Origin of the sequence: Variovorax monticola (assembly GCF_051216855.1) — a bacterium.
Classification (GTDB): Bacteria; Pseudomonadota; Gammaproteobacteria; order Burkholderiales; family Burkholderiaceae_C; genus Variovorax.
This window is the reverse complement of record NZ_JBPJZP010000006.1, coordinates 576,580-596,118: the sequence shown is the minus strand read 5'-3', so window position 1 is coordinate 596,118 and position 19,539 is coordinate 576,580. Positions and strand designations below refer to the sequence as shown.

The 19,539-nt window shown below is 66.3% G+C and carries 18 protein-coding genes and 1 pseudogene; 10 read left to right on the top strand and 9 right to left on the bottom strand.

Annotation, left to right across the window (positions count from 1 at the left end):
- On the top strand, positions 1 to 768 hold the full coding sequence (gene xylB, locus ACSFA5_RS23945; RefSeq protein WP_435446528.1) for a D-xylose 1-dehydrogenase: 768 nt from the start codon (positions 1 to 3) through the stop codon (positions 766 to 768).
- A 34-nt stretch (positions 769 to 802) separates the two neighbouring features.
- Positions 803 to 2,587 (top strand): IlvD/Edd family dehydratase, encoded by a 1,785-nt coding sequence (locus tag ACSFA5_RS23940; RefSeq protein ID WP_435446574.1) that lies wholly within the window; start codon positions 803 to 805, stop codon positions 2,585 to 2,587.
- Between the two features lie 45 nt (positions 2,588 to 2,632).
- On the opposite strand, the gene ACSFA5_RS23935 is transcribed toward ACSFA5_RS23940, so the two are convergent.
- Together ACSFA5_RS23935 and ACSFA5_RS23930 are read right to left on the bottom strand one after the other, a co-directional pair.
- A complete protein-coding gene (locus tag ACSFA5_RS23935) occupies positions 2,633 to 4,279 on the bottom strand; it encodes a patatin-like phospholipase family protein (RefSeq protein WP_435446527.1) in 1,647 nt (548 codons plus the stop codon).
- A 155-nt stretch (positions 4,280 to 4,434) separates the two neighbouring features.
- Positions 4,435 to 5,364 (bottom strand): LysR substrate-binding domain-containing protein, encoded by a 930-nt coding sequence (locus ACSFA5_RS23930; protein WP_435446526.1) that lies wholly within the window; start codon positions 5,362 to 5,364, stop codon positions 4,435 to 4,437.
- Between the two features lie 88 nt (positions 5,365 to 5,452).
- Between ACSFA5_RS23930 and ACSFA5_RS23925 the strand changes: the two genes are divergently transcribed.
- The 6 genes and pseudogenes from ACSFA5_RS23925 to ACSFA5_RS23900 all read left to right on the top strand — a co-directional run bounded on the left by ACSFA5_RS23925 (position 5,453) and on the right by ACSFA5_RS23900 (position 11,103).
- Positions 5,453 to 6,571, top strand: coding sequence for a Bug family tripartite tricarboxylate transporter substrate binding protein (locus ACSFA5_RS23925; protein ID WP_435446525.1), 1,119 nt, complete (start codon positions 5,453 to 5,455; stop codon positions 6,569 to 6,571).
- Positions 6,568 to 7,695: an NAD(P)/FAD-dependent oxidoreductase gene (locus ACSFA5_RS23920; protein WP_435446524.1), complete on the top strand. Its 1,128-nt coding sequence runs from the start codon at positions 6,568 to 6,570 to the stop codon at positions 7,693 to 7,695. Before ACSFA5_RS23925 ends, ACSFA5_RS23920 begins: the two co-directional genes overlap by 4 nt.
- The gene (locus ACSFA5_RS23915) at positions 7,676 to 7,972 is read left to right on the top strand and encodes a (2Fe-2S)-binding protein (RefSeq protein WP_435446523.1); all 297 of its coding nucleotides are present in this window, start codon (positions 7,676 to 7,678) and stop codon (positions 7,970 to 7,972) included. Before ACSFA5_RS23920 ends, ACSFA5_RS23915 begins: the two co-directional genes overlap by 20 nt.
- Positions 7,969 to 9,369, top strand: coding sequence for an FAD-dependent oxidoreductase (locus ACSFA5_RS23910; protein ID WP_435446522.1), 1,401 nt, complete (start codon positions 7,969 to 7,971; stop codon positions 9,367 to 9,369). The genes ACSFA5_RS23915 and ACSFA5_RS23910 overlap by 4 nt, the downstream gene beginning before the upstream one ends.
- Before the next feature lie 309 nt (positions 9,370 to 9,678).
- Positions 9,679 to 9,864 (top strand): annotated as a pseudogene (locus ACSFA5_RS23905) (Rid family hydrolase); the annotation flags it as partial.
- 594 nt (positions 9,865 to 10,458) lie between these two features.
- Positions 10,459 to 11,103, top strand: a complete 645-nt coding sequence (locus ACSFA5_RS23900) for a c-type cytochrome (RefSeq protein WP_435446521.1) — start codon at positions 10,459 to 10,461, stop codon at positions 11,101 to 11,103.
- 4 nt (positions 11,104 to 11,107) lie between these two features.
- Here ACSFA5_RS23900 and ACSFA5_RS23895 read toward each other — a convergent pair whose 3' ends face one another.
- Genes ACSFA5_RS23895 through bchI form a run of 4 tightly spaced genes read right to left on the bottom strand, consistent with a single transcriptional unit; the run spans position 11,108 to position 15,127 of the window.
- A complete protein-coding gene (locus ACSFA5_RS23895) occupies positions 11,108 to 11,374 on the bottom strand; it encodes a hypothetical protein (protein ID WP_435446520.1) in 267 nt (88 codons plus the stop codon).
- Complete coding sequence (gene bchO, locus ACSFA5_RS23890) at positions 11,371 to 12,267, bottom strand: alpha/beta fold hydrolase BchO (protein WP_435446519.1); 897 nt, start codon at positions 12,265 to 12,267, stop codon at positions 11,371 to 11,373. Before bchO ends, ACSFA5_RS23895 begins: the two co-directional genes overlap by 4 nt.
- A complete protein-coding gene (locus ACSFA5_RS23885) occupies positions 12,264 to 14,108 on the bottom strand; it encodes a magnesium chelatase subunit D (RefSeq protein ID WP_435446518.1) in 1,845 nt (614 codons plus the stop codon). The genes bchO and ACSFA5_RS23885 overlap by 4 nt, the downstream gene beginning before the upstream one ends.
- Complete coding sequence (gene bchI / locus ACSFA5_RS23880; RefSeq protein WP_435446517.1) at positions 14,105 to 15,127, bottom strand: magnesium chelatase ATPase subunit I; 1,023 nt, start codon at positions 15,125 to 15,127, stop codon at positions 14,105 to 14,107. Before bchI ends, ACSFA5_RS23885 begins: the two co-directional genes overlap by 4 nt.
- 122 nt (positions 15,128 to 15,249) lie before the next feature.
- On the opposite strand from bchI, the gene ACSFA5_RS23875 reads away from it, so the two are divergent.
- Positions 15,250 to 15,564, top strand: a complete 315-nt coding sequence (locus ACSFA5_RS23875) for a high-potential iron-sulfur protein (RefSeq protein ID WP_435446516.1) — start codon at positions 15,250 to 15,252, stop codon at positions 15,562 to 15,564.
- Here the strand turns inward: ACSFA5_RS23875 and ACSFA5_RS23870 are convergent.
- A complete protein-coding gene (locus ACSFA5_RS23870; RefSeq protein ID WP_435446515.1) occupies positions 15,548 to 16,558 on the bottom strand; it encodes a LysR family transcriptional regulator in 1,011 nt (336 codons plus the stop codon). The two genes, ACSFA5_RS23875 and ACSFA5_RS23870, sit on opposite strands and share 17 nt — an antisense overlap.
- A gap of 130 nt (positions 16,559 to 16,688) precedes the next feature.
- Here ACSFA5_RS23870 and ACSFA5_RS23865 point away from each other — a divergent pair, with 130 nt between their 5' ends.
- Positions 16,689 to 17,840 (top strand): HAD-IA family hydrolase, encoded by a 1,152-nt coding sequence (locus tag ACSFA5_RS23865; protein ID WP_435446514.1) that lies wholly within the window; start codon positions 16,689 to 16,691, stop codon positions 17,838 to 17,840.
- Here ACSFA5_RS23865 and ACSFA5_RS23860 read toward each other — a convergent pair.
- Both ACSFA5_RS23860 and ACSFA5_RS23855 read right to left on the bottom strand, forming a co-directional pair.
- On the bottom strand, positions 17,820 to 18,314 hold the full coding sequence (locus tag ACSFA5_RS23860) for a TspO/MBR family protein (protein ID WP_435446513.1): 495 nt from the start codon (positions 18,312 to 18,314) through the stop codon (positions 17,820 to 17,822). The two genes, ACSFA5_RS23865 and ACSFA5_RS23860, sit on opposite strands and share 21 nt — an antisense overlap.
- Complete coding sequence (locus ACSFA5_RS23855; protein WP_435446512.1) at positions 18,311 to 19,537, bottom strand: geranylgeranyl diphosphate reductase; 1,227 nt, start codon at positions 19,535 to 19,537, stop codon at positions 18,311 to 18,313. Before ACSFA5_RS23855 ends, ACSFA5_RS23860 begins: the two co-directional genes overlap by 4 nt.
- Positions 19,538 to 19,539 lie beyond the last annotated feature (2 nt).

The following is a 19,539-nucleotide window of genomic DNA, read 5'->3' as shown; positions in this document are numbered from 1 at the left end:
ATGCTGTCAGCCATCTATCCAAGCCTCGCCGGCAAGCGGGTCGTCATCACCGGGGGCGGGTCCGGCATCGGGGCCTCCATGGTGGAGGCCTTCGTCCGGCAGAACGCCAGGGTGTTCTTCCTGGACATCGCCGAGGCCGACGCCCGTGCGCTCGAAGCGAAGTTGAGTGGTGCCGTACATGCCCCCGTCTTCTACCGATGCGACCTGACCGACATCGACGACGTCCAGGCGACCTTCGCCGCGATCGAGGCGTCGGCGGGTGCGGTCAACGTGCTGATCAACAACGCGGCCAACGACGATCGTCATGCACCGGGCGATGTCACGCCTGCGTACTGGGACGCACGGATCGCCGTCAACCTGCGCCACCACTTCTTCTGCGTGCAGGCCGTGTCGGCGGGCATGCGGACGCTGGGCGAGGGCACCATCCTGAACGTCGGCTCCATTTCGTGGCACCTCGCGCTGCCCGACCTGTCGATCTACATGACCGCCAAGGCCGGCATCGAGGGGCTCACCAGGGGACTGGCGCGCGACCTCGGCAAGTTCAACATACGTGTCAACTGCATCGTGCCGGGCGCAGTGAGCACGCCGCGCCAGACCCAGCTGTGGCAGTCGCCCGAAAGCGAGGCGAAGCTGGTCGCGGCGCAATGCCTGCAGCAACGCATCGAACCCGCGCATGTCGCGGCCATGGCGCTCTTTCTGGCATCGGACGATGCCGCCCGCTGCTCCGGCCGCAACTACTTCGTGGACGCCGGCTGGTATGGCGGATGACACCCTTCTCGCCTCCCCACCACCCAAGCCGCCCATGACCCCGCACCCTCGCAACACCCGCCGATTCCGCTCGCAGGACTGGTTCGACAACCCCGACCACATCGACCTGACTGCGCTGTATCTCGAGCGCTTCATGAACTATGGCACCACGCCGGCGGAACTGCGCTCGGGCCGCCCCATCATCGGCATCGCGCAATCGGGCAGCGACCTGAATCCGTGCAACCGCGTTCATCTGGAACTGGCCAAGCGCGTGCGTGACGGTATCCGCGACGCCGGTGGCATTCCCATCGAGTTCCCCGTGCATCCGACCTTCGAGAACTGCCGTCGGCCCACGGCGGCCATCGACCGCAACCTGGCGTACATGGCGCTGGTGGAGATCCTGCACGGCTACCCGATCGATGCGGTCGTGCTGACCACGGGCTGCGACAAGTCCACCCCGTCCCAGGTCATGGCCGCGGCCACCATGGACATTCCCGCCATCGTGCTGTCTGGCGGACCGATGCTGGACGGCTGGTTCGAGGGCGAACTGGTGGGCTCGGGACTGGCCATCTGGAAGAGCCGGCGCCTTCTGGCCGCCGGCAAGATCGACGAAGCGAAGTTCATGGACATCGCCACCGCGTCGGCGCCGTCGGTGGGGCACTGCAACACCATGGGCACCGCCTCGACCATGAACGCGCTCGCCGAAGCGCTGGGCCTGTCGTTGACCGGCTGCGCCGCGATTCCGGCGCCGTACCGCGAGCGCGGACAGATGGCCTACGAGACGGGCCTTCGCATCGTCGAGCTGGCTTGCCAGGACATCCGGCCGTCGTCGATCCTCACGCGCGACGCCTTCCTGGATGCGATCGTCGTCAATTCCGCGATCGGCGGCTCCACCAACGCGCAGCCGCACCTCATGGCCATGGCCCGCCACGCGGGCGTGGAACTGCATGCCGGCGACTGGACGCAGTTCGGCCTGAACGTGCCGCTGCTGCTGAACATGCAGCCGGCCGGCAAGTACCTGGGCGAGGCCTTCCACCGTGCCGGGGGCGTGCCGGCCGTGATGTGGGAACTGCAGCAGGCGGGCCTCCTGCGCAGCGCGCGGCCTACCGTCACCGGCCGGACGCTGCAGCAGAACCTGGAGGGCCGCGAAAGCCGCGACAGGGAGGTGATCCGCGAATTCGCGCATCCCCTGAAGGCGCAAGCGGGCTTCCTGGTGCTCAAGGGCAACCTGTTCGATTTCGCGGTCATGAAGACCAGCGTGATCTCCCAGGAATTCCGAGCGCGCTACCTGAGCCAGCCGGGTGCCGAAGGCAGGTTCGAGTGCCGGGCAATCGTCTTCGAAGACTCCGACGACTATCACGCGCGAATCAATGAACCTGCCCTGGGCATCGACGAGCACTGCATCCTCGTGATCCGGGGCGCAGGCCCTGTTGGCTGGCCCGGTTCGGCCGAAGTCGTGAACATGCAGCCGCCGGATGCGTTACTCAAGCGGGGCATCACCAGCCTTCCGACGCTGGGCGACGGGCGTCAATCCGGAACCTCCGACAGCCCTTCCATCCTCAATGCTTCGCCTGAAAGTGCCGTCGGCGGCGGGCTCGCATTTCTGCGGACGGGAGACACCGTTCGCATCGACCTGAACACAGGTACATGCGACATGCGTGTGTCCGATGAGGAGATCGCACGGCGCAGAAGCGAAGCAGCGCCGTTGATCCGGCCGAGCCAGACGCCGTGGCAAGAACTCTATCGCGCCACTGTGGGGCAACTGGAAACGGGGGCTTGCATGGAGCTGGCCTTGAAATATCGCGGTGTTGCCGACGCTCAACCGCGCCACAACCATTGACACGAGACCCAGTCGAAAAGCGACTTGAACGCTCGGCTCTTCGATTCAGTTGTACGGCGTGAAAGAAAAAGCCATCGGCGCATCGAATTCGTAATCGAGCGAGAGTCCTACGATGCGCGGAGGCTGGGTCTTCCCGTGGACGCCCATCACATTGGGAACGTAGGAATCCGGATTGGCGATTGGCGTATTGCTGGCGAAGTATTTGCTCTGGATGAAAAAGTAGCCGAGTTCCTCTGTCGACACCAGGTTCCAGAGCTGCCGATCCTTGATGGCCTCCGCGGCAGACTCCATCGTGATCTTCGGCTCGGCCAGTGCGTCGCTTGCCAGTGCGTCGCTTGCCTGGATGGTCATGACGAGGCCCGAGCCCATGGTGGTCTGGAGGTACCACCACCCGGAGTCTTCGAGCGAGGGAATGAATTCCCAGAGCTGGTTGTGCACACCGGGATCCCCCAACCCTTTTTTGGCGTAGAGGATGACGTCCGCGCCGGGTTTGCTGCTGGCAGCGTCGACATCGAGCACCTGGTTGTCTCCACCCTTGTGCTGGATGAAGAACTGCTGCCCATGACCGGGAGTCGGTTTGGGATTCACATCGCTCTCAGGAGCGGATGGCATTTTGGCCGCCGCAGCGGGGGTACCTGCAACCGACCTGGTCACAGGCTTCGGCGTCTGGCTGTCGATGTTCCAGTACGTCCCGATCAACGCAACCGCGTCGTCGATGTTCACTTCCTTGCCGTGGCGCTGCAGCAGCGCGATCGCCTGGGCGTTGGTCGAATTCTCGGGAATGAAACAGGGCAGCCGCGGATTGATGTTGACGTACCGGTCGCCCAGCAGCATCTTGGCGAGATTCGGCATGACCTCCGACGATGTGCCGTTGAGGCTGAGGTCCAGAACCGGCGAAGAGACGCTCTGGTTCATCAGGAAGGGCGTCACGTTGTCGAACGGGTTGCCATTGCCCTGCATCCACTGCTTGGCGCCCCAGTCGTGCGTGTCGCTCTGCAACCAGTAGGGCATGAGTCCGGTGCCGATCGTGATGGCGACGATGTTCTCGAGCGGATGGCCGTTTCGCACTGCCAGGCAGATCGCAGCAACGGTCGGATCATGGTTGAAGAAAGCCCCATCGACGTTGCCGTCCATCGAGCCGAGTTGACCCGGCATCGCGCCGCTGGACGTTGCCGCCTTCGCAATCGTCGTGTCGCTGTTCCCGAACAAGCCGTCAAGCTTGTCGCGCTCGGTTCCGAGCATGTTGGTGAACATCATCGGACCCCAAGGCGTGGGCATCATCTTGTTGTCGATGTCGGTCGTGACCTTGCCGACGTTGAACGACACAAGAAGCACATCCCGCCCGAGCTCGGCAACTGTCGGAACCTTGCGACCCAGTTTCAAGTAGGCGTCTTCCTGTGAGGCAAGAACCTTGTCGATGGAGTACGCGGGGGTACGCGGATCGGGATTCATTGCGTCGTAGAAGCCAAGTTCCCCGCCCGTGAACAGGTCCACGAGGTCCTTCGGCGACTTTCCAGCAAGCAGTTCGCTCGTGATGATCGCGCCCGTCGAGCATCCGGCCAGCATCTGGGTCCGGTTCAGAACGCCGTTGTGCACGGCATCGAGCCGCTCCAGTATGGTGGCCGACATCAGGCCTCGAATGCCGCCGCCGACGAACGACAGAATGGTATAGACGGGTTTCGATGGGTCCACGAGGACTCCTTCAGCGGGATCAACCCCAAGACGGGGAGCGAAGTGTCCGGCAACGTGCTTCACGTCGATACGCTCGAAATCCCGCTGAAGAAGAGTGTCGTAATTCCAGCAGATGCGATACGCACTGCGCGTGGCGGGCGCCACGACAAAGCCGACTATTGGCCGTGAACGATCAGGTGCCGGGGCAGCATCTTGCGGATTTCCCGACGCGCATGGTCAATGAAGGGCTTGAGAATGAGCGTCGATGACATGCGCTGCGAGATGACGATGGAGTAGTCCGCAACGATCTCAGGCTCGAACGGAATGAACTTGAGCAATCCCCCTGTATAGGCGCTCGCTGTCAGGGGTTCGATGAGGGCCAGGCCCGCGCCCGCTTCGACCAGCTTGACGATGGCAGATGAATGCTGGGTCTCGACGTTGATGCGGCGATGGACGCCGTGCGACAGCATCACGGCATCGATTTGCGTGCGCGATTCCATCAAGGCCGAAGGGGCGACAAAGCTCTCGCCTTCGAAGTCTTCGGGGCGAAGGACTTTGCGACGTGCCAGCCTGTGGTGAATCGGCACCACGCCCACCATCTTTGCCGACACCAGCAACTCGCTGTTGCCGTGCAGCGTCTTGCGCATGTTCAACATCGCGAAGCCGAGGTCGCAGCGGCCACTTTGAACCATATCGATCACGGTGGCAGTGCTGTGCGTGTGCATGGAGACGAGCGTCTCCGGGTGTTCACTCGTGAAGCTCGCGATGGTGTGAGGCAGAAAGGAAAGTGCCATGGCAGGCGCAGCTGCGATCTCGAGGCGCGTTACTTTCAACGACTTGATGTTGGATGCTGCGTTCGCGATGCGCTCGATGGCCATGAGCGACTGATGCACGTCCTCAAACAGCAAAGCCGCTTCGGGCGTCGGTGACAGACGTCCATTGGAGCGCTTGAACAGCGGAATCGCGATGCGTTCCTCGAAGTCGGCGATCAGGCGCGTCACCACAGGCTGTGTAACTTCAAGCATCTGAGCCGCGCCGGTGACTGTGCGTCGCACCATAAGAGCGCGAAAAGCTTCTAGGTGCCGAAGGGTGATTCGGTTATCCATAGCAGAATGACATTGTTTGATTTCAAGTTGCTATTGTATGCAGCAACCATCAAATAAAACATCAATAAAAACAACGACTTAGATTTCGATGGCCCAGCTATTGCAAAACAACATCACTAGTGGTTCTCACGGTTTCGCAGCAGGCCTGGGTTCACTAACATGGGTGCCGGCAGGCTGGTCTTTCGGCAACACATCGACATCGCATCATTCGTTTTTATCGATCATGAAATTCAATCTTTCAACCATGCGTCGCGCGGGTGGAATCACGTTGCTTTGTGTCGCAGCCTTGGCTCGGACCGCCCAGGCGGCTTACCCGGACAAGCCGGTGCGATTGATTGTTCCCGGTGCTGCCGGCGGCGCCGCCGACGCCATTGCGCGGGTGGTGGCCACCGCGGTCAGCGAGCGCTGGGGGCAACCCATCATCATCGACAACCGGCCGGGCGCCACGGGCCTCATTGCCAACGAGGCGACGGCAAAGGCCGCGCCCGACGGGTACACGCTGGGGCAGGCTACGCTTTCGACCTTTGTGGTGGCGAACGTCGTAGCCAAGCGACTGCCCTACAAGCCGGTCGATGACTTCACCCCCATCGCGATGCTGTGCACCAGCCCGAATCTGCTGAGCGTCACGCCTAGCCTGCCCGTCAAGTCGGTCAAGGAACTCATCGCCTATGCAAAGGCGCATCCGAACGACCTCTTCTACGGCTCCTCCGGGTCGGGTTCCGCTCTGCACGTGGTGACCGAACTGTTCCGTGGAAGTGCCGGCATCAACATCACGCACGTGCCCTACAAGAGCAATCCGGCGGCGGAAATGGATCTGGCGGCAGGACAGATTCAACTGATGATCGGCAACATCACCTCGATGGAGCCCAACGTCAAGACTGGACGTCTCCGCGCGCTGGCCGTGACGGGCCCCAAAAGGTCGCCGTTGTTGCCCAACGTGCCCACGATGGCGGAAGCCGGAATGCCTGCTGCAGAAATGCTGACCTGGGGCGGCGTGATGGGGCCGGCAAAGTTGCCCGCGCCGATCGTGCAAAAGATCAATGCCGATTTCAACGCGGTACTCAACGACGCCAAGGTGATCAAGCGACTCGCCGACTTGGGGTGCGAGCCGACACCCGCAACCGCTTCGACGTTCACCGACCTGATCAAGACAGAGAACGAAAAATGGGGCGCAGTGGTCAAGAAAAACAACATCACGGCGGAATGATGGCCGACTACGACGTGATCGTCGCGGGCGGCGGCATGGTTGGCGCTGCTGTTGGCTATGGACTGGCGGGTTTGAAACGACGCGTCCTGATGCTGGACGGCTCGGACACTGATTTCCGCGCCGCCAAAGCCAACTTCGGGCTGGTGTGGGCGCATGGCAAAGGAATCAAGGAACCGGCGTACCAGCGCCTGACGATCCAGGCCTGCGAGGCATGGCCGGCGTTCGCGGCCCAGTTGGAAGAAGAATCCGGCATGGCACTCGCCTACGAGCAAAACGGTGGCTTGCACTTCTGCTTGACCGACGCGGAGCTGTCAGCTCGCGCGGCCCAGATGGACGCGTGGCACGCTCAGACGCCGGAGCTTGCGCCATCTGTGCACGTGCTGGATCGTGACGAACTGATGCGCCGCTTCCCTTCCATGCGCCTCGGCGCAGAGGTGGCCGGCGCGACCCTGGGAGACCTCGACGGCCAGGTCAACCCGATGCGCTTGCTGGCGGCCATGCTCGCAGCGTTCTTGCGTCGAGGTGGAACGCTGCGAAGCAATCACGCCGTGACCGCCATTCAGGCGCTGCCGGGCGGCGGCTTCGAAGTTGTGGCGGGTGCGTTTCGCGCAAGCGCCGAGCGCGTGGTCATTGCAGCGGGCTTGGGCGCTGCTGCGCTCGGCCCGATGGTCGGACTGGACGTTCCCTTGCGGCCGCTGAGAGGTCAGATCCTGGTGACAGAGCGTTTGGCGCCATTGCTGCCCGTCCCCGCCAGTGGGCTGCGACAGACGGGCGAAGGCACCGTGATGATCGGCGTGACCCAGGAAGACGTGGGCTTCGACCTGGCCACGACAACCGATGGTGCGGTGCGCATGACGCACAAGGCCTTGCGCATCCTCCCCGACCTCGCCAGCGCGAAGCTGGTGCGGCAGTGGGCGTGCCTGCGGGTGATGTCGCCGGACGGCAACCCCGTGTACGCCAGTTCGGCCAGTCACCCCGGCGCGGACATCGCCACCTGTCATTCCGGCGTCACCTTGGCATCGTTCCACGCCCGCGCCTATGCCGAGGCGTTGGTCAGCGGCGAGCTGCCAGACACCTTGCGGACCTTTCACCATGAGCGTTTCAATGTTCCGAAAAATCAATGATGCCGGCAGCCCCGTGCTGACCCTCACGATAGACGGGCAGGCCGTCACCGCCGAGGCCGGCGAAAGCGTGGCCGCCGTGCTGCTGCGCCAGCCCACGCCGGCCAGCCGCAGCACCCCTGTGAACGGAAGCCCGCGCGCACCGTTCTGCATGATGGGTGTGTGCTTCGACTGCCTGGCCATCGTGGACGGCGCAGCGTCGGCGCAGTCGTGCCTGGTCACCGTGCGCGAAGGGATGCGCGTGGAGCGCCAGTTCGGCCGCCGGAGCCTCACCCCATGACGCGCGTGTTCGATGCCGTGGTCATCGGCGCCGGCCCCGCTGGCATGAGTGCGGCCATCACCCTGGGCAGGCACGGACTGTCGGTGCTGGTGGTGGACGAGCAGCCCGCGCCGGGCGGGCAGATCTGGCGCGGCGTGGAGGCGATGGCGCCCACGCCGACGGGTGCATTGCTGGGCGACGAGTACCGATCGGGCGCCGCTCTCGCCGGACGATTCCGTGCCTGTGGCGCTGTTTACGAGCCGCAGACACAGGTCTGGCAGATCGAGCCTGGTTGGCGGGTCTACATGACGAGGAATGGGCAGGCCGAAATGGTGCGCGCCACGCACGTCGTCCTGGCCCTGGGTGCTCAGGAGCGGCCAGCGCCCTTTCCGGGCTGGACCCTGCCCGGCGTGCTCACGGTCGGCGCGGGCCAGATCATGTTGAAGACGTCACGCCAAGTTCCATCGGAGCCGGTCTGGGTCGCGGGCAGCGGGCCCCTGCCGCTGCTGTACATGGCGCAGTTGCTGCGCGCCGGCGGCAAGATTGCCGGATGGCTCGACACGTCGCCCCCTGGAGGCTGGCTGCGCACTTTGCCCTGGCTCGGCGCTGCGCTGGCGGGCTGGGGGGACATTGGCAAGGGTCTGGCCTGGCTGCAGGAACTCAGGGCCGCCGGCGTGATGCGGGTGCGCGGCGTGACCACGGTGCGGGCGCTGGGCGAGGGGCGCCTGCAGGCGATCGAATACACGCGGGCCAACGGCAAGACGATGCGTGCGCCGGCCAGCGTCCTGCTGTCGCACGAGGGTGTGGTGCCATCCATTCACATGACGCGTGCGCTCGATTGCGCGCACAGCTGGAATGCACAGCAAGCGTGCCTCGCGCCCGACTTGGACCCTTGGGGGCATACCAGCAAGCGGGGCGTGTACGTGGCGGGCGACGGCGCCGGCATCGGCGGCGCGCTCGCCGCGTGTGTGCGTGGCGAGTTGGTCGGGCTGGGCGTTGCAATGCATGCCGGCCAACTCTCACCGGAGGAGGCGACCGCACATGCTGCGCCGCTGCGCAAGAAGCTGAAAAGGTTGCTCCGCCTGCGTCCCATGCTGGATGCGCTTTATCCACCGCGGGCCGACATCTTTGCGCCGTCCGACGACACCGTCGTCTGTCGCTGTGAAGAGCTGACGGCCGGTGAGATCCGCAAGGCCGCCTCCATCGGTCAGCCCGGACCCAATCAACTCAAGTCGTACACCCGCGCCGGGATGGGTCCTTGTCAAGGCCGTCAGTGTGGCTACACGATCTCACACATCCTGGCGGCACAGCAGAAGCGGCAGGTGGCGGAAGTCGGGTTCTACCGCATTCGCTCACCACTCAAGCCGGTCACTTTGGCAGAACTGGCGTCGCTGAATGTCGGGCAGGAAGAGGCATGAGCGTCGTGGTATTCGTCGACTTGTCCGGTCACCTCAGGCGGCAGTGCGCAGGCACTGCGTACGCCGTTGACGACCCGTCGGTCTGCGCACGTGCTCGCGCTCGACCCCCAAACGCCTCATCGTGCTGCGGCTCGTTTCTGCCGCTGTCCAAAGTCACGGCCGCGGTGATCTGACCACTTCGCAACTCGCGAAATTCCGCAATGGGAAAGCACGGCTCCAGCGAGTCGGGCGTGGGTTCGTCTGTAATTTTTGGAAAAAAGAGAATGCATGAAAGAAATTTGTCGGCACGCCACGACTGCGCGACGCAGCTGGCTGAAGGACATCAGCAATGATTTTGCTGGGATGAACGAGATCTGGGATGCGTGGACTGCGCCAGGCAATTCTCCGACCCGCGCGACCGTCCAATGTGCACTGGGCCTGCCTGAGATACTGATCGAAATCATTGTCACTGCAGCTGTCGATGCGGCTGACGTCGCTAACTGTTTCCTTCACTGAGTTCTCGAAGTCGGGTGTGTCGCTTTTAGTGAAGTTGCGGGCCTTCAACCATTGCACTCGCACGGGCGCCAGCTCCTTTTCCAAAGACTCATTGGCCCGTTGTCCGATTCTTTGAGGGGTGCTCGTTTTTCACAGCACGCGCAAGTTCGAGAAGCAAGTCTTGATTGAGCTTGCAGATGCATGTGCGCTGCTCAGCGTACGACTTCATCTTTGCGCTGCGGACGAACCTATAAAACACTTCGAGCGAGCTGTAGGGATTAGGTTTGCCATAGCCCGGGCTTTCAAACAGGCCGGTAGACGCCTAGATGATCCAACCAGGTCACGGCGCAACCGCGGGGCGCGCCGGCACAAGCATCACTGGCCGACGCGCTCGCATAGCGGGCAACTGCAAGACGGTCAAGCTCAACAGCCGGCACCGCCGCCATCTTTGAAAGAGGCTCACAGACGCTCGTGAAAGGCGCGCACTGACCAGGGCGCCGGACGCGACGAGCATCGAGCCGACGAAGAGAATCGACTTCGATGGCTCACCATTGGCACCGGCGCGAGGCTCGGCGGACTAGAATGGACGCCTGTCTAGCACTGTGGATGCCTACGATGAAGTCGATTGCATTCTTGCTGATCGCCCTCTGCGTCAGCGCCACTTCCAGCGTATCGTGGTCTGCTGACGCGCAGATCGGCAGCGTGCCAGCAAGGGCCAGGCCCGACCTGGCCAAAGGTGAACAGGCTTACAGCGCCAAGGCCTGCGTCGCCTGCCACGCCGCTGACGGAAACTCGAGCATTCCAGCCAACCCGAAGCTCGCGCAGCAGCATCCCGAATACCTTCTCAAGCAATTGACAGAGTTCAAGTCGGGCAAGCGAAAGAACGCCATCATGACCGGCATGGCCGCGACCTTGACCGACGACGAAATGCGTGACGTGTCCTGGTTCCTGGCCTCGAAGGCCGGAAAGCCGGGCTTCGCGAAAGAACGAGACCTGGTCACCATCGGCGAGAAGATCTACCGGGGCGGCATTGCAGAGCGCAGCGTGCCGGCCTGCGCGGGCTGCCACAGTCCCAACGGCGCCGGCATTCCGGCCCAGTACCCGCGCCTCGCGGGCCAGCATGCGGACTACGTCGCCGCCCAGCTCACCGCATTCCGCGACGGCGTTAGGCTCAACAGCGTGCCGATGACCGGCGTGGCGGCCAAGCTCAACGACCGCGAGATCAAGGCTGTCTCCGACTACATCGCGGGTCTGCGCTGAGCCTTCAGCGATCGCAGGCTGCAGCACACGTCCTCTGCTTCACCCAGGCCATCGCGCTCCTTCGCGCGCAACGTTTCGCAAGTTCGGGCGTCGGGCAGGGCTCGGACGCCGAGCGGACGACCGGCCGCCCGCTCGGCCAGCAAAGCTCGCTGAAGATCACCGGCCAGAACTGGCCCCGATCGTCAGGCACGATGCAATACAAAAACGACCAGCCGCGGTAGCTGAACGTATCGAAGACCGGCGTGCTCGACAGCTTGCGTCCACTTTTCATGCGCACCTCATCACATTGCTCAGGTGCGCGCGGTGCAGCGCGAAAACTTTCGCCGCAATCAAGCCTGGCATCTCTTCGTGCGCAAGATGTCCGGCGCCGGCCAGCCGGTCCAGGCTTGCACCCTGCACCCGTTGCTGAACCCACCGCGATTGGGCAGGCGGCACGGCTCGGTCCGATGCGCCGGTCAACAGGTGCAGCCGCTGTCCCAGCTCCGGCAGACGCGAGCACAGCGGCGCCACGTTCCAACGCGCCATCATGTGCAGCGCAGCAGCCACATGGACCGGGTTACCCACCAGCCGCGCGTAGAGCGCCACGCCGCGCGCGTCGAGCATGGAACCCGTGTTCCCGATCAGGCGCCGCACGGCCTTGGCATCCGCGGCGCTCCACGCGAAGAGCCGAGCGGCCATCGAATTGACGGACATCGCCCTGGCGACCTGCGGAAGCAGCAGGCCCGCGAGACCGGTGAACGGCAAGAACGCTCCGTTGAGCGCCACCACGGCATCCGCATCGAGTTGCTCGCAGAGACACAACTGCGCAGCGATGGCAGCCCCAGCCGAATGACCGACTACCACCGCCGGCCTCAACTGGAGCTGTGCCAGCAGCGCGGTCAGCATGCGGGCCATGCCGTCCAGCGACATGCGCGCGACGGGGGGCATCGAAGTAAAGCCATGTCCGGGCAGGTCCATGGCCACGCAGGTGAAGTGCGGCGCGAGCAGCGGCATGAGGTCGCGCCACGAATGGCTCGCCGCACCGGTGCCGTGGAGCAGCAGCAGGACCGGCCCGCGGCCCATCTGCTGCACATGCCAACGGATGCCCGCAACCTGCACGAAGCTGCTGTGCTGACGGTTCGGCCAGTCCAGGCCGTCCACGTTCCAGTCCAGCGCACGGCTCATGGCAGGGTCCGGTGCAAGACGGCAGCGCGAACGACCCGCGACATTTCCAGGGCGTCGGCATGCGGCAGCGGCAGATAGACCGCGCCCATCGCCTCCGCCAGGTTGCGTGCCGGCGGTTGCGGATGGGGCGAGGTGTCGAGCACCAGCGTGCGGATGCCCGAAGCCCTCATCAGCCGCGCCGAATGAAGCGCCTCCAGCCCGGCACGCTCGCGGCCACCGGTGCCGTCGAGCGCCACGTTCGCGCAGCCGTCGGTGAGCAGCACGGCCACCGGCGTGCGCCCGCGCCGCCGCGTGACTTCGGCCAGCGCAAGCGTCGCGTCGATGGCGGTGGCCAGCGGCGTACCTCCGCCTCCCGCCAGGCCCGCCAGGCTGCGCCGCGCCCGCACCAGCGACCGCGTGGGCGGCAGCAGCACCTGCGCCGACCGTCCGCGAAAGGCGATCAGCGAGACGCTGTCGCGGCGCACGTAGCAATCGGCCAGCAGCAACTCGACCGCGCCCTTCGCCTCGCCCAGGCGATGCAGCGCGGAGGAACCGGATGCGTCCACGGCGAACACGGTCGTGGTTTCGCTGCGCTGCTTGACGCGCGCGACGCGGAAGTCTTCGCGCCGCACCAGCACCGCGGCGTGAGGCTGTGCCGGGTCGGGCGGCGCTGTGTTTCGGCGGCGCAGCGCCTGCCAGGGGGCCGCGGCACGCAGCGTGTCGATGAGGCTTAGCCGCGCACCCTCGCGCGGATGGCCTGGCCGCACGCCGTCAGGCCGGCCGCGCAGGCCACCGGACGCCGACGTTCCTGCGCGTCCAGCGCAGCGAGGCTGGCGCCGCTCGGCGTGCCGCGAAGTCAGCAGCGCGAGCAGCCCGGGCGGGAGCACGGCGGATGCGGCTTCGAGCACGCGGTCCTCTGCCGGCACGCTCGCATCGCCCGGCGCGGGGTCGGTATCGGTATCGGTGCGCGGAGGTGCCGGTGCATCCTGCGGTCCGGGCTGTGTGTCGTTCGCCGGGGCGTCGTTCCGTTCGGCCGCCTGCCGATCCGGTTCGTGCGCCGACTCTGCATCCGGCAGTACCGTGGCCCGCGGCAGCAGCACCAGTCGCGCCGCGAGCGTTGCGTCCGACGCATCGGCTTCCCGGCGCCCGTGCAGCGCCGCATGGGCGCGCGCGGCACGCACCGCGAGCACCGAGCCGCGGATCGAGTCCACACCGAGCGCCAACGCCGCCGCGCACAGCGCTTCACGCAACGCGGCGGGCAACGCCACATCGGGCAGCAGCGTGCGCGCATCCGCGATGTGCTCTCGCGCCCAGCCATGCACGGGCCCGTCGTCGGCCCCGGCGCGCAGGTGCGAGCAGTCGAGGCTGAAGGCGAGCCGGTCGCGCAGCGCATCGGCCAGGCGTTCGTCCGCGTCGATGCCTTCGTCCAGCGCGATGAGCCCGATGCGCGCCGGATGGCAGCCGGCCACGCCCTGGCGCTCGATGCGGAGCTGCTGCGTGTCGAGCACCGCGGCCAGATGGGCCGCAGTGCGCAGCGGGATGCGCTCGGCCATGCAGGCGATCACGATGCCGCCATCGGACTCGACCAGCAGCCCGCTCTGCGCCATCGGCCGGCCAACCCGCAGGGTGGCGGCGAGGTCCAGGCCGCCCAGCAGCCGGTCGTCCTGCACATGCAGCGGCAGCCGGCGCAACGGCGACCCTTCGGGCAGCAGTGCCGCGACATCCCGCAGCCAGGCATCGCGCGCCGCTCCGGCGGGCGAGCGGACGACAGCGCCGCCCAGCCCGACCGCATCCAGGCACAGCAGCGCCGCCACCAGGGCCGCATCGCTGGCCGGTGTGGCGGCCGCCGCGCCCGCGCTCATAGTCCCAGCAATTCTTCGACGGCCTTGCCGACCCGCACGGTCGAGCCGCTGTCGTCCAGCGGATTGCGTCGCAGCCGGTGGCGAAGCGCCAGCGGCGCGACGCGTCGCAGATGGCTGGCGTCCAGCAATTCCTGGCCGTCGAGCGCGGCCAACGCGCGCGCCGCACGGATCATCGTGAGCTCGCCGCGCAGGCCGTCGGTGCCCAGGCTGATGCACAGGCGCGCCGCGCATACGAGAACCGCGTCGGGCACCTGCACCTGGCCGAGCAAGGCTTTGGCCGCCAAAATGCGCCGACGCACCTTGACGTCGTGCGGCAGCCAGTGGCGCAGGAATGCTGCCTCGTCACGATCGAAGGCGTCGCGCCGCCGGATCACCTCGACCCGCACCGCCAGGTCGCGCGGCGTGGTCACCTCCACCGACAGGCCGAAGCGGTCGAGCAGCTGAGGGCGCAGTTCGCCCTCCTCCGGATTGCCGCTGCCGATCAACACGAAGCGCGCCGGGTGTCGCACGCTCAGGCCCTCGCGCTCCAGCACGTTCTCGCCCGATGCCGCAACGTCGATCAGCAGGTCGACCAGATGGTCTTCCAGCAGGTTCACCTCGTCGATGTACAGGAAGCCGCGGTGCGCACGCGCCAGCAGGCCGGGCTCGAAACGCTTGACGCCCTGGGACAGCGCGCGCTCCAGGTCGAGCGCGCCCACCACACGGTCTTCGGTGGCGCCCAGCGGCAGGTCGACCACCGGAACGGGCACGCGCTCGGTGCGCATCGCGGTCTTGGCCTTCTTCAGGGCCGCGCAGTGCTCGCAGGCGGCGCCCGACGCGGCGGGGTCGCAGTGATAGGGGCAGCCGGCCACGGCCTGCATCGGCGGGAGCAGCGCGGCCAGCGCGCGCACGGCGGTCGATTTTCCGGTGCCCCTGTCGCCGAAGACGAGCACTCCGCCTACAGCGGAATCCACCGCCGCGATCAGGATCGCCATCTTCATCTCGTCTTGGCCGACGATGGCCGAAAAAGGAAAGACCATGGCTGCACTCCAAGCCTGATTAAGCGGGTTCATAGGCGCAAGTGTCATATTTAATTGACAATGCAGTGTGTCAGACTATACAACGGTTCCTCCGAAGCCCGTTTGATAAAAAGGACCATCCCATGAGCAACCCAAGTCGCAGGACGTTCGTGATCAGCGTCGTCGCCAGCAGCGCCGGCCTCGTCGCGTCGCAGGCCTCGGCCCAGGCAGCCACGCTGACCGAAACCGACCCCCAGGCTGCCGCGCTCGGCTACAAGGCCGACGCAACCAAGGTCGACAAGGCCAAGTACTCCCAGCATCAGTCCGATCAGATTTGCAGCGGCTGCCAGCTCTTCCAGGGCAAGGCCAGCGATGCGACCGGCCCGTGTCAGCTCTATGCGGGCAAGATCGTTGCCGCCAAGGGCTGGTGCAGCGCGTGGGTCAAGAAGGCCGCATAAGCATCTCTGGCGAACCCTGATCTCGCGCGTCCCGCGAGGCCGCGCGCGGACGCGCCGAACCGGGCGCAATGCGGGCGATGCGCGCATCCACCAGTTGCTGGCCCTGCGCGCACAGGAATGCCTCAAAAGCCCTCGCCACCGGCGAGAGCTGGCGGGTCGCCAGGTGCATCACATGCCAGTCACGCTCGATCGGATTGTTGGCGATCGGCAGCAACGCAAGCAGCCCGGCGTTCATTTCGAGCACGCAGGTGTGCAGGGACAGAAACGCCACGCCGAAGCCGGCTGCGCACATCTGCTTGATGGCCTCGTTGCTCGAGAGTTCGGAGCCGACGCGCAGTGGCAGCGCCGCGTCCTTGAACATGCGTTCGACCGTAGCCCGCGTGCCCGAACCGCGCTCGCGCACCAGGATGCTCTCGTCGGCCAGGCGCTCGATGCCGGGCCGCCTGTCGGCCATGAGCGGATGCCCGGGCGCGGCCACGAAGGCCATCGGATGCTTCGCAAAGGCGTGCGACTCCGTCTTCAGCTCGGCCGGCGGCCGGCCCATGATCGCCAGTTCCACGCTCTGCCCCGCCAGCATGCGAACTACCGCATCACGGTTGCCTACCTGCAGCTTCACCTTGACCTTGGGGTTGGCATCGGCGAAGTCGACCAGCAGCGGCGGCAGCAGGTATTCGGCGGTGGTGACCGCGCCCACGCGCAAGGTGCCGGAGAACACACCCTGCAGCGTGGCCATCTGGTCGCCCGCTTCCTGCCAGAGCGCCAGCAGCCGCGCCGCGTAGTTCGCCAACAGTTCGCCGGCCTCGGTCAGCCGGATGCCCCGCCCCGAGCGCTGCACAAGCGGCGTGCCGGCGGAGGCCTCGAGCGTGCCGATCTGGATCGAAACGGCCGGCGGGGTCAGGTGCATCTCGGCAGCGGCGAGCGACACGCTGCCAAGACGCGCCACCGCATCGAAGGCGGCAAGCTGCCGGAAGGTGGCATTGCGTGCAAGCGTCATCGATTCATATTAAGAAAACCTTAGGTGTTCGTAAATAGATTTAACTTTTCGTGATCCTTCGGCTTGCCTACATTGGCCCCTTGTCGGCCGGCCACGGCCGTCCATCCACGATCCTTCAAGGAGCGGCCGCATGCGGTACATGAACGCGCAGGACACCCGGGAGCCCGGCATGCAGATCGATGCCCTCATCTTCGACGTCGACGGAACCATCGCCGACACCGAGGAGGCGCACCGGGTCGCCTTCAACCGGGCCTTCGAATGGCATGGCCTCGGCTGGCACTGGCCGGCCGCGGAGTACCGCGAACTGCTGAAGGTGGCCGGCGGCAAGGAGCGCATCCGCAGCTACCTCGATGCGCTGCCGGTGTCCGACGCCGAGCGCGGCCGCCTGGGCACCATGGTGCGCGACATCCACTTCGACAAGACCCGGCTCTACAGCGCCGCCGTCAAGGACGGCGGCGTGCCCCTGCGCGTCGGCGTGGCGCGCCTGCTCGATGAGGCGCTGGCACGCGGCTGCAAGCTCGCCATTGCCAGCACCGCCACCGCCGCCACGATCGACGCCTTGCTGCAGTCGGCCTTCGGCCCGCGCGGGCTCGACATGTTCACCGTGATCGCATGCGGCGACCACGTGGCGCGCAAGAAGCCGGCCCCCGACATCTACCAGCTCGCATTGCGCGCACTCGAGGTACGGCCCGGCCATGCGGTCGCGTTCGAAGACTCGGCCCACGGGCTGCGCGCGGCCACGGCGGCGGGCTTGTGCACCATCGTCACACCCAACTTCTGGACGGAGCAGCACGACTTCGTCGACGCCGCACTCGTGCTGCCCCACCTGGGCGGCCCCGAGTTTCCGCTGCCCGGCGAGCCGGGCCGACAGCTGCACGGCGCGGCATGGCTCACCTGCGAGGAGGTGGTGCGCATCGCGTTGCGCCACGCATCAACGAGTCGCACTGCTCGCGCGAGCAAATCGCTTCCACATGTCGGCACCGTGGGCCGCGCCGGCGGCAATCAGACACAGCGCAATCCACAACATGCCGGCGCCGCCCAACGCGCACCGCAAGGCAGCCATCAGGCACAGGCCCGAGACCAGGTTGAGAAGATAGCCGCCGGGCCTCGGACCGCCGCCGGTGAGCCGGTGGTGCGCGAGCAGGACGATGCCTTCGACGGCGGTGAGCACGATCACCCCGTCGACCAGCCGGAGAAAGTTAAAGCCGGTGTCCACGGGGCGATCCTGCTCGATCAATCGCACGCTGGGCGCAAAGCGGGCTCATCGGAACGGCCCGTTTAGCCGCACCGTCTCCCAGTTGAGCACCGCCGCAATCGCCACCCACAGCAGGTACGGCAGCAGCAGCGCCGACGCCAGCTTCGACACTCGCCCCAGCAACAGCACAAGCGCCAGCACCGACAGCCAGAGAAACGGCACCTCGATCAGCGACCAGTCCGGCCGGTGCAGCCGGAAGTACAGCAGGCTCCATAGCACGTTGAGAAAGCCGTTCAGCGCGAACAGCACCAGCATCCACTCGCGCATACCGCCACGCGGTGCGCGCCGCCAGCCGATGACGCCGGCGCTCGCGGCCAGCGCGAAGATGGTGGTCCAGATCGGGCCGAAGGCCGCGTCCGGTGGCTTCCACGCCGGCTGCACGAGGCCGCGGTACCAGGGGCCCAGGTCGGTCATCAGCGCGCCCAGCACCGCCACGCACAGCGCGGCGAGCGCCGCCACCAGCACCGGCTTCCAGAGTCGTCCTCGGGGCGGCGCCGTCATACGCGCGCGAAACCCAGCAAATGCGCGACGTCCTTGAAGAAGATGCGCACATGGGCCATGGGTTTCTTTCGCACCAGCGTCTTGTTCATGTACGACTCGAAGGTCAGTTGCTGCACGTCGCGGTCCTCGCAGATCTTCACGAACCGCTCGCGGCGCCGGTCGGTGCAATACCAGAACCACTGCATCACGCCCAGCACGCGGAACACCGTGCCGTGCGCCTTCATGAAGCGCTGCCGGGCCTGCTTGAGGCAGCGGGCGTCACCGCCTTGCAGGAGCTGCGCCACCGCTTCGGCGGCGAAGCGCCCACCGGCCATGGCGTAGTAGATGCCCTCGCCCGAGGCCGGCGCGACCACACCCGCCGCGTCGCCCGCCAGCACGACATCGCGGCCGTTGTCCCAGCGCGGCAGGGGCTTCATCGGCAACGGCGCGCCTTCGCGCCGCAGCGTCGCGGCATCGGCCAGGCCGGCGGCCGCGCGCAGCCGGCCCACCGCCGTGCGCAGCGAGAAGCCCTTGTCGGCGCTGCCGGTGCCGATGCTCAGCGTGTCGCCGTGCGGAAACACCCAGCCATAGAAGTCGGGCGACAGCTGGCCCTGGTAGTACACGTCGCAGCGTGATCCGTCGTAGCCTTCGGGCTTGGCCGCCGGCGCTTGCACGATCTCGTGGTAGGCGAACACATAGCGTGCCGTGCGGGCCCGCGGAATCGCATCGGCCGCCACGCGGGAGCACGCGCCGTCGGCGCCGATCACGCTGCGCGCCCGCACCCGGCCGGGCTGCGTGCCGGCCTTGCAGCGCTCGGCGCGCCCGGCGTAGTGGACGACGCTCACACCGTCCTGGTCGCGCGCGAGGCGCTCGAAGCTGCCGATGCGCCGCACCGCGCCCGCCTGCGCCGCGCGCTCGCGCAGCCACTCGTCGAAGACCTCGCGGTCCACCATGCCGACGAAGCCGTTGTCGATCGGTATATCGACGCACTTGCCGCTGGGCGCCACCATGCGAGCCGACCGCGCCCTGGCGACCAGCAGGGCATCGGGGATCTCGAAGTCCTTGATGAGCCGCGGCGGTATCGCGCCACCGCATGGCTTGACGCGTCCAGCCCGGTCAAGCAGCAGCACCGAGCGGCCCTGCCGCGCCAGGTCGTGCGCCGCCGTGGCGCCGGCGGGGCCACCGCCAACGACGACCACGTCGAAGGTCTCGACATCGGAATCCAGGGGTTCCAGGGAGTGCATGA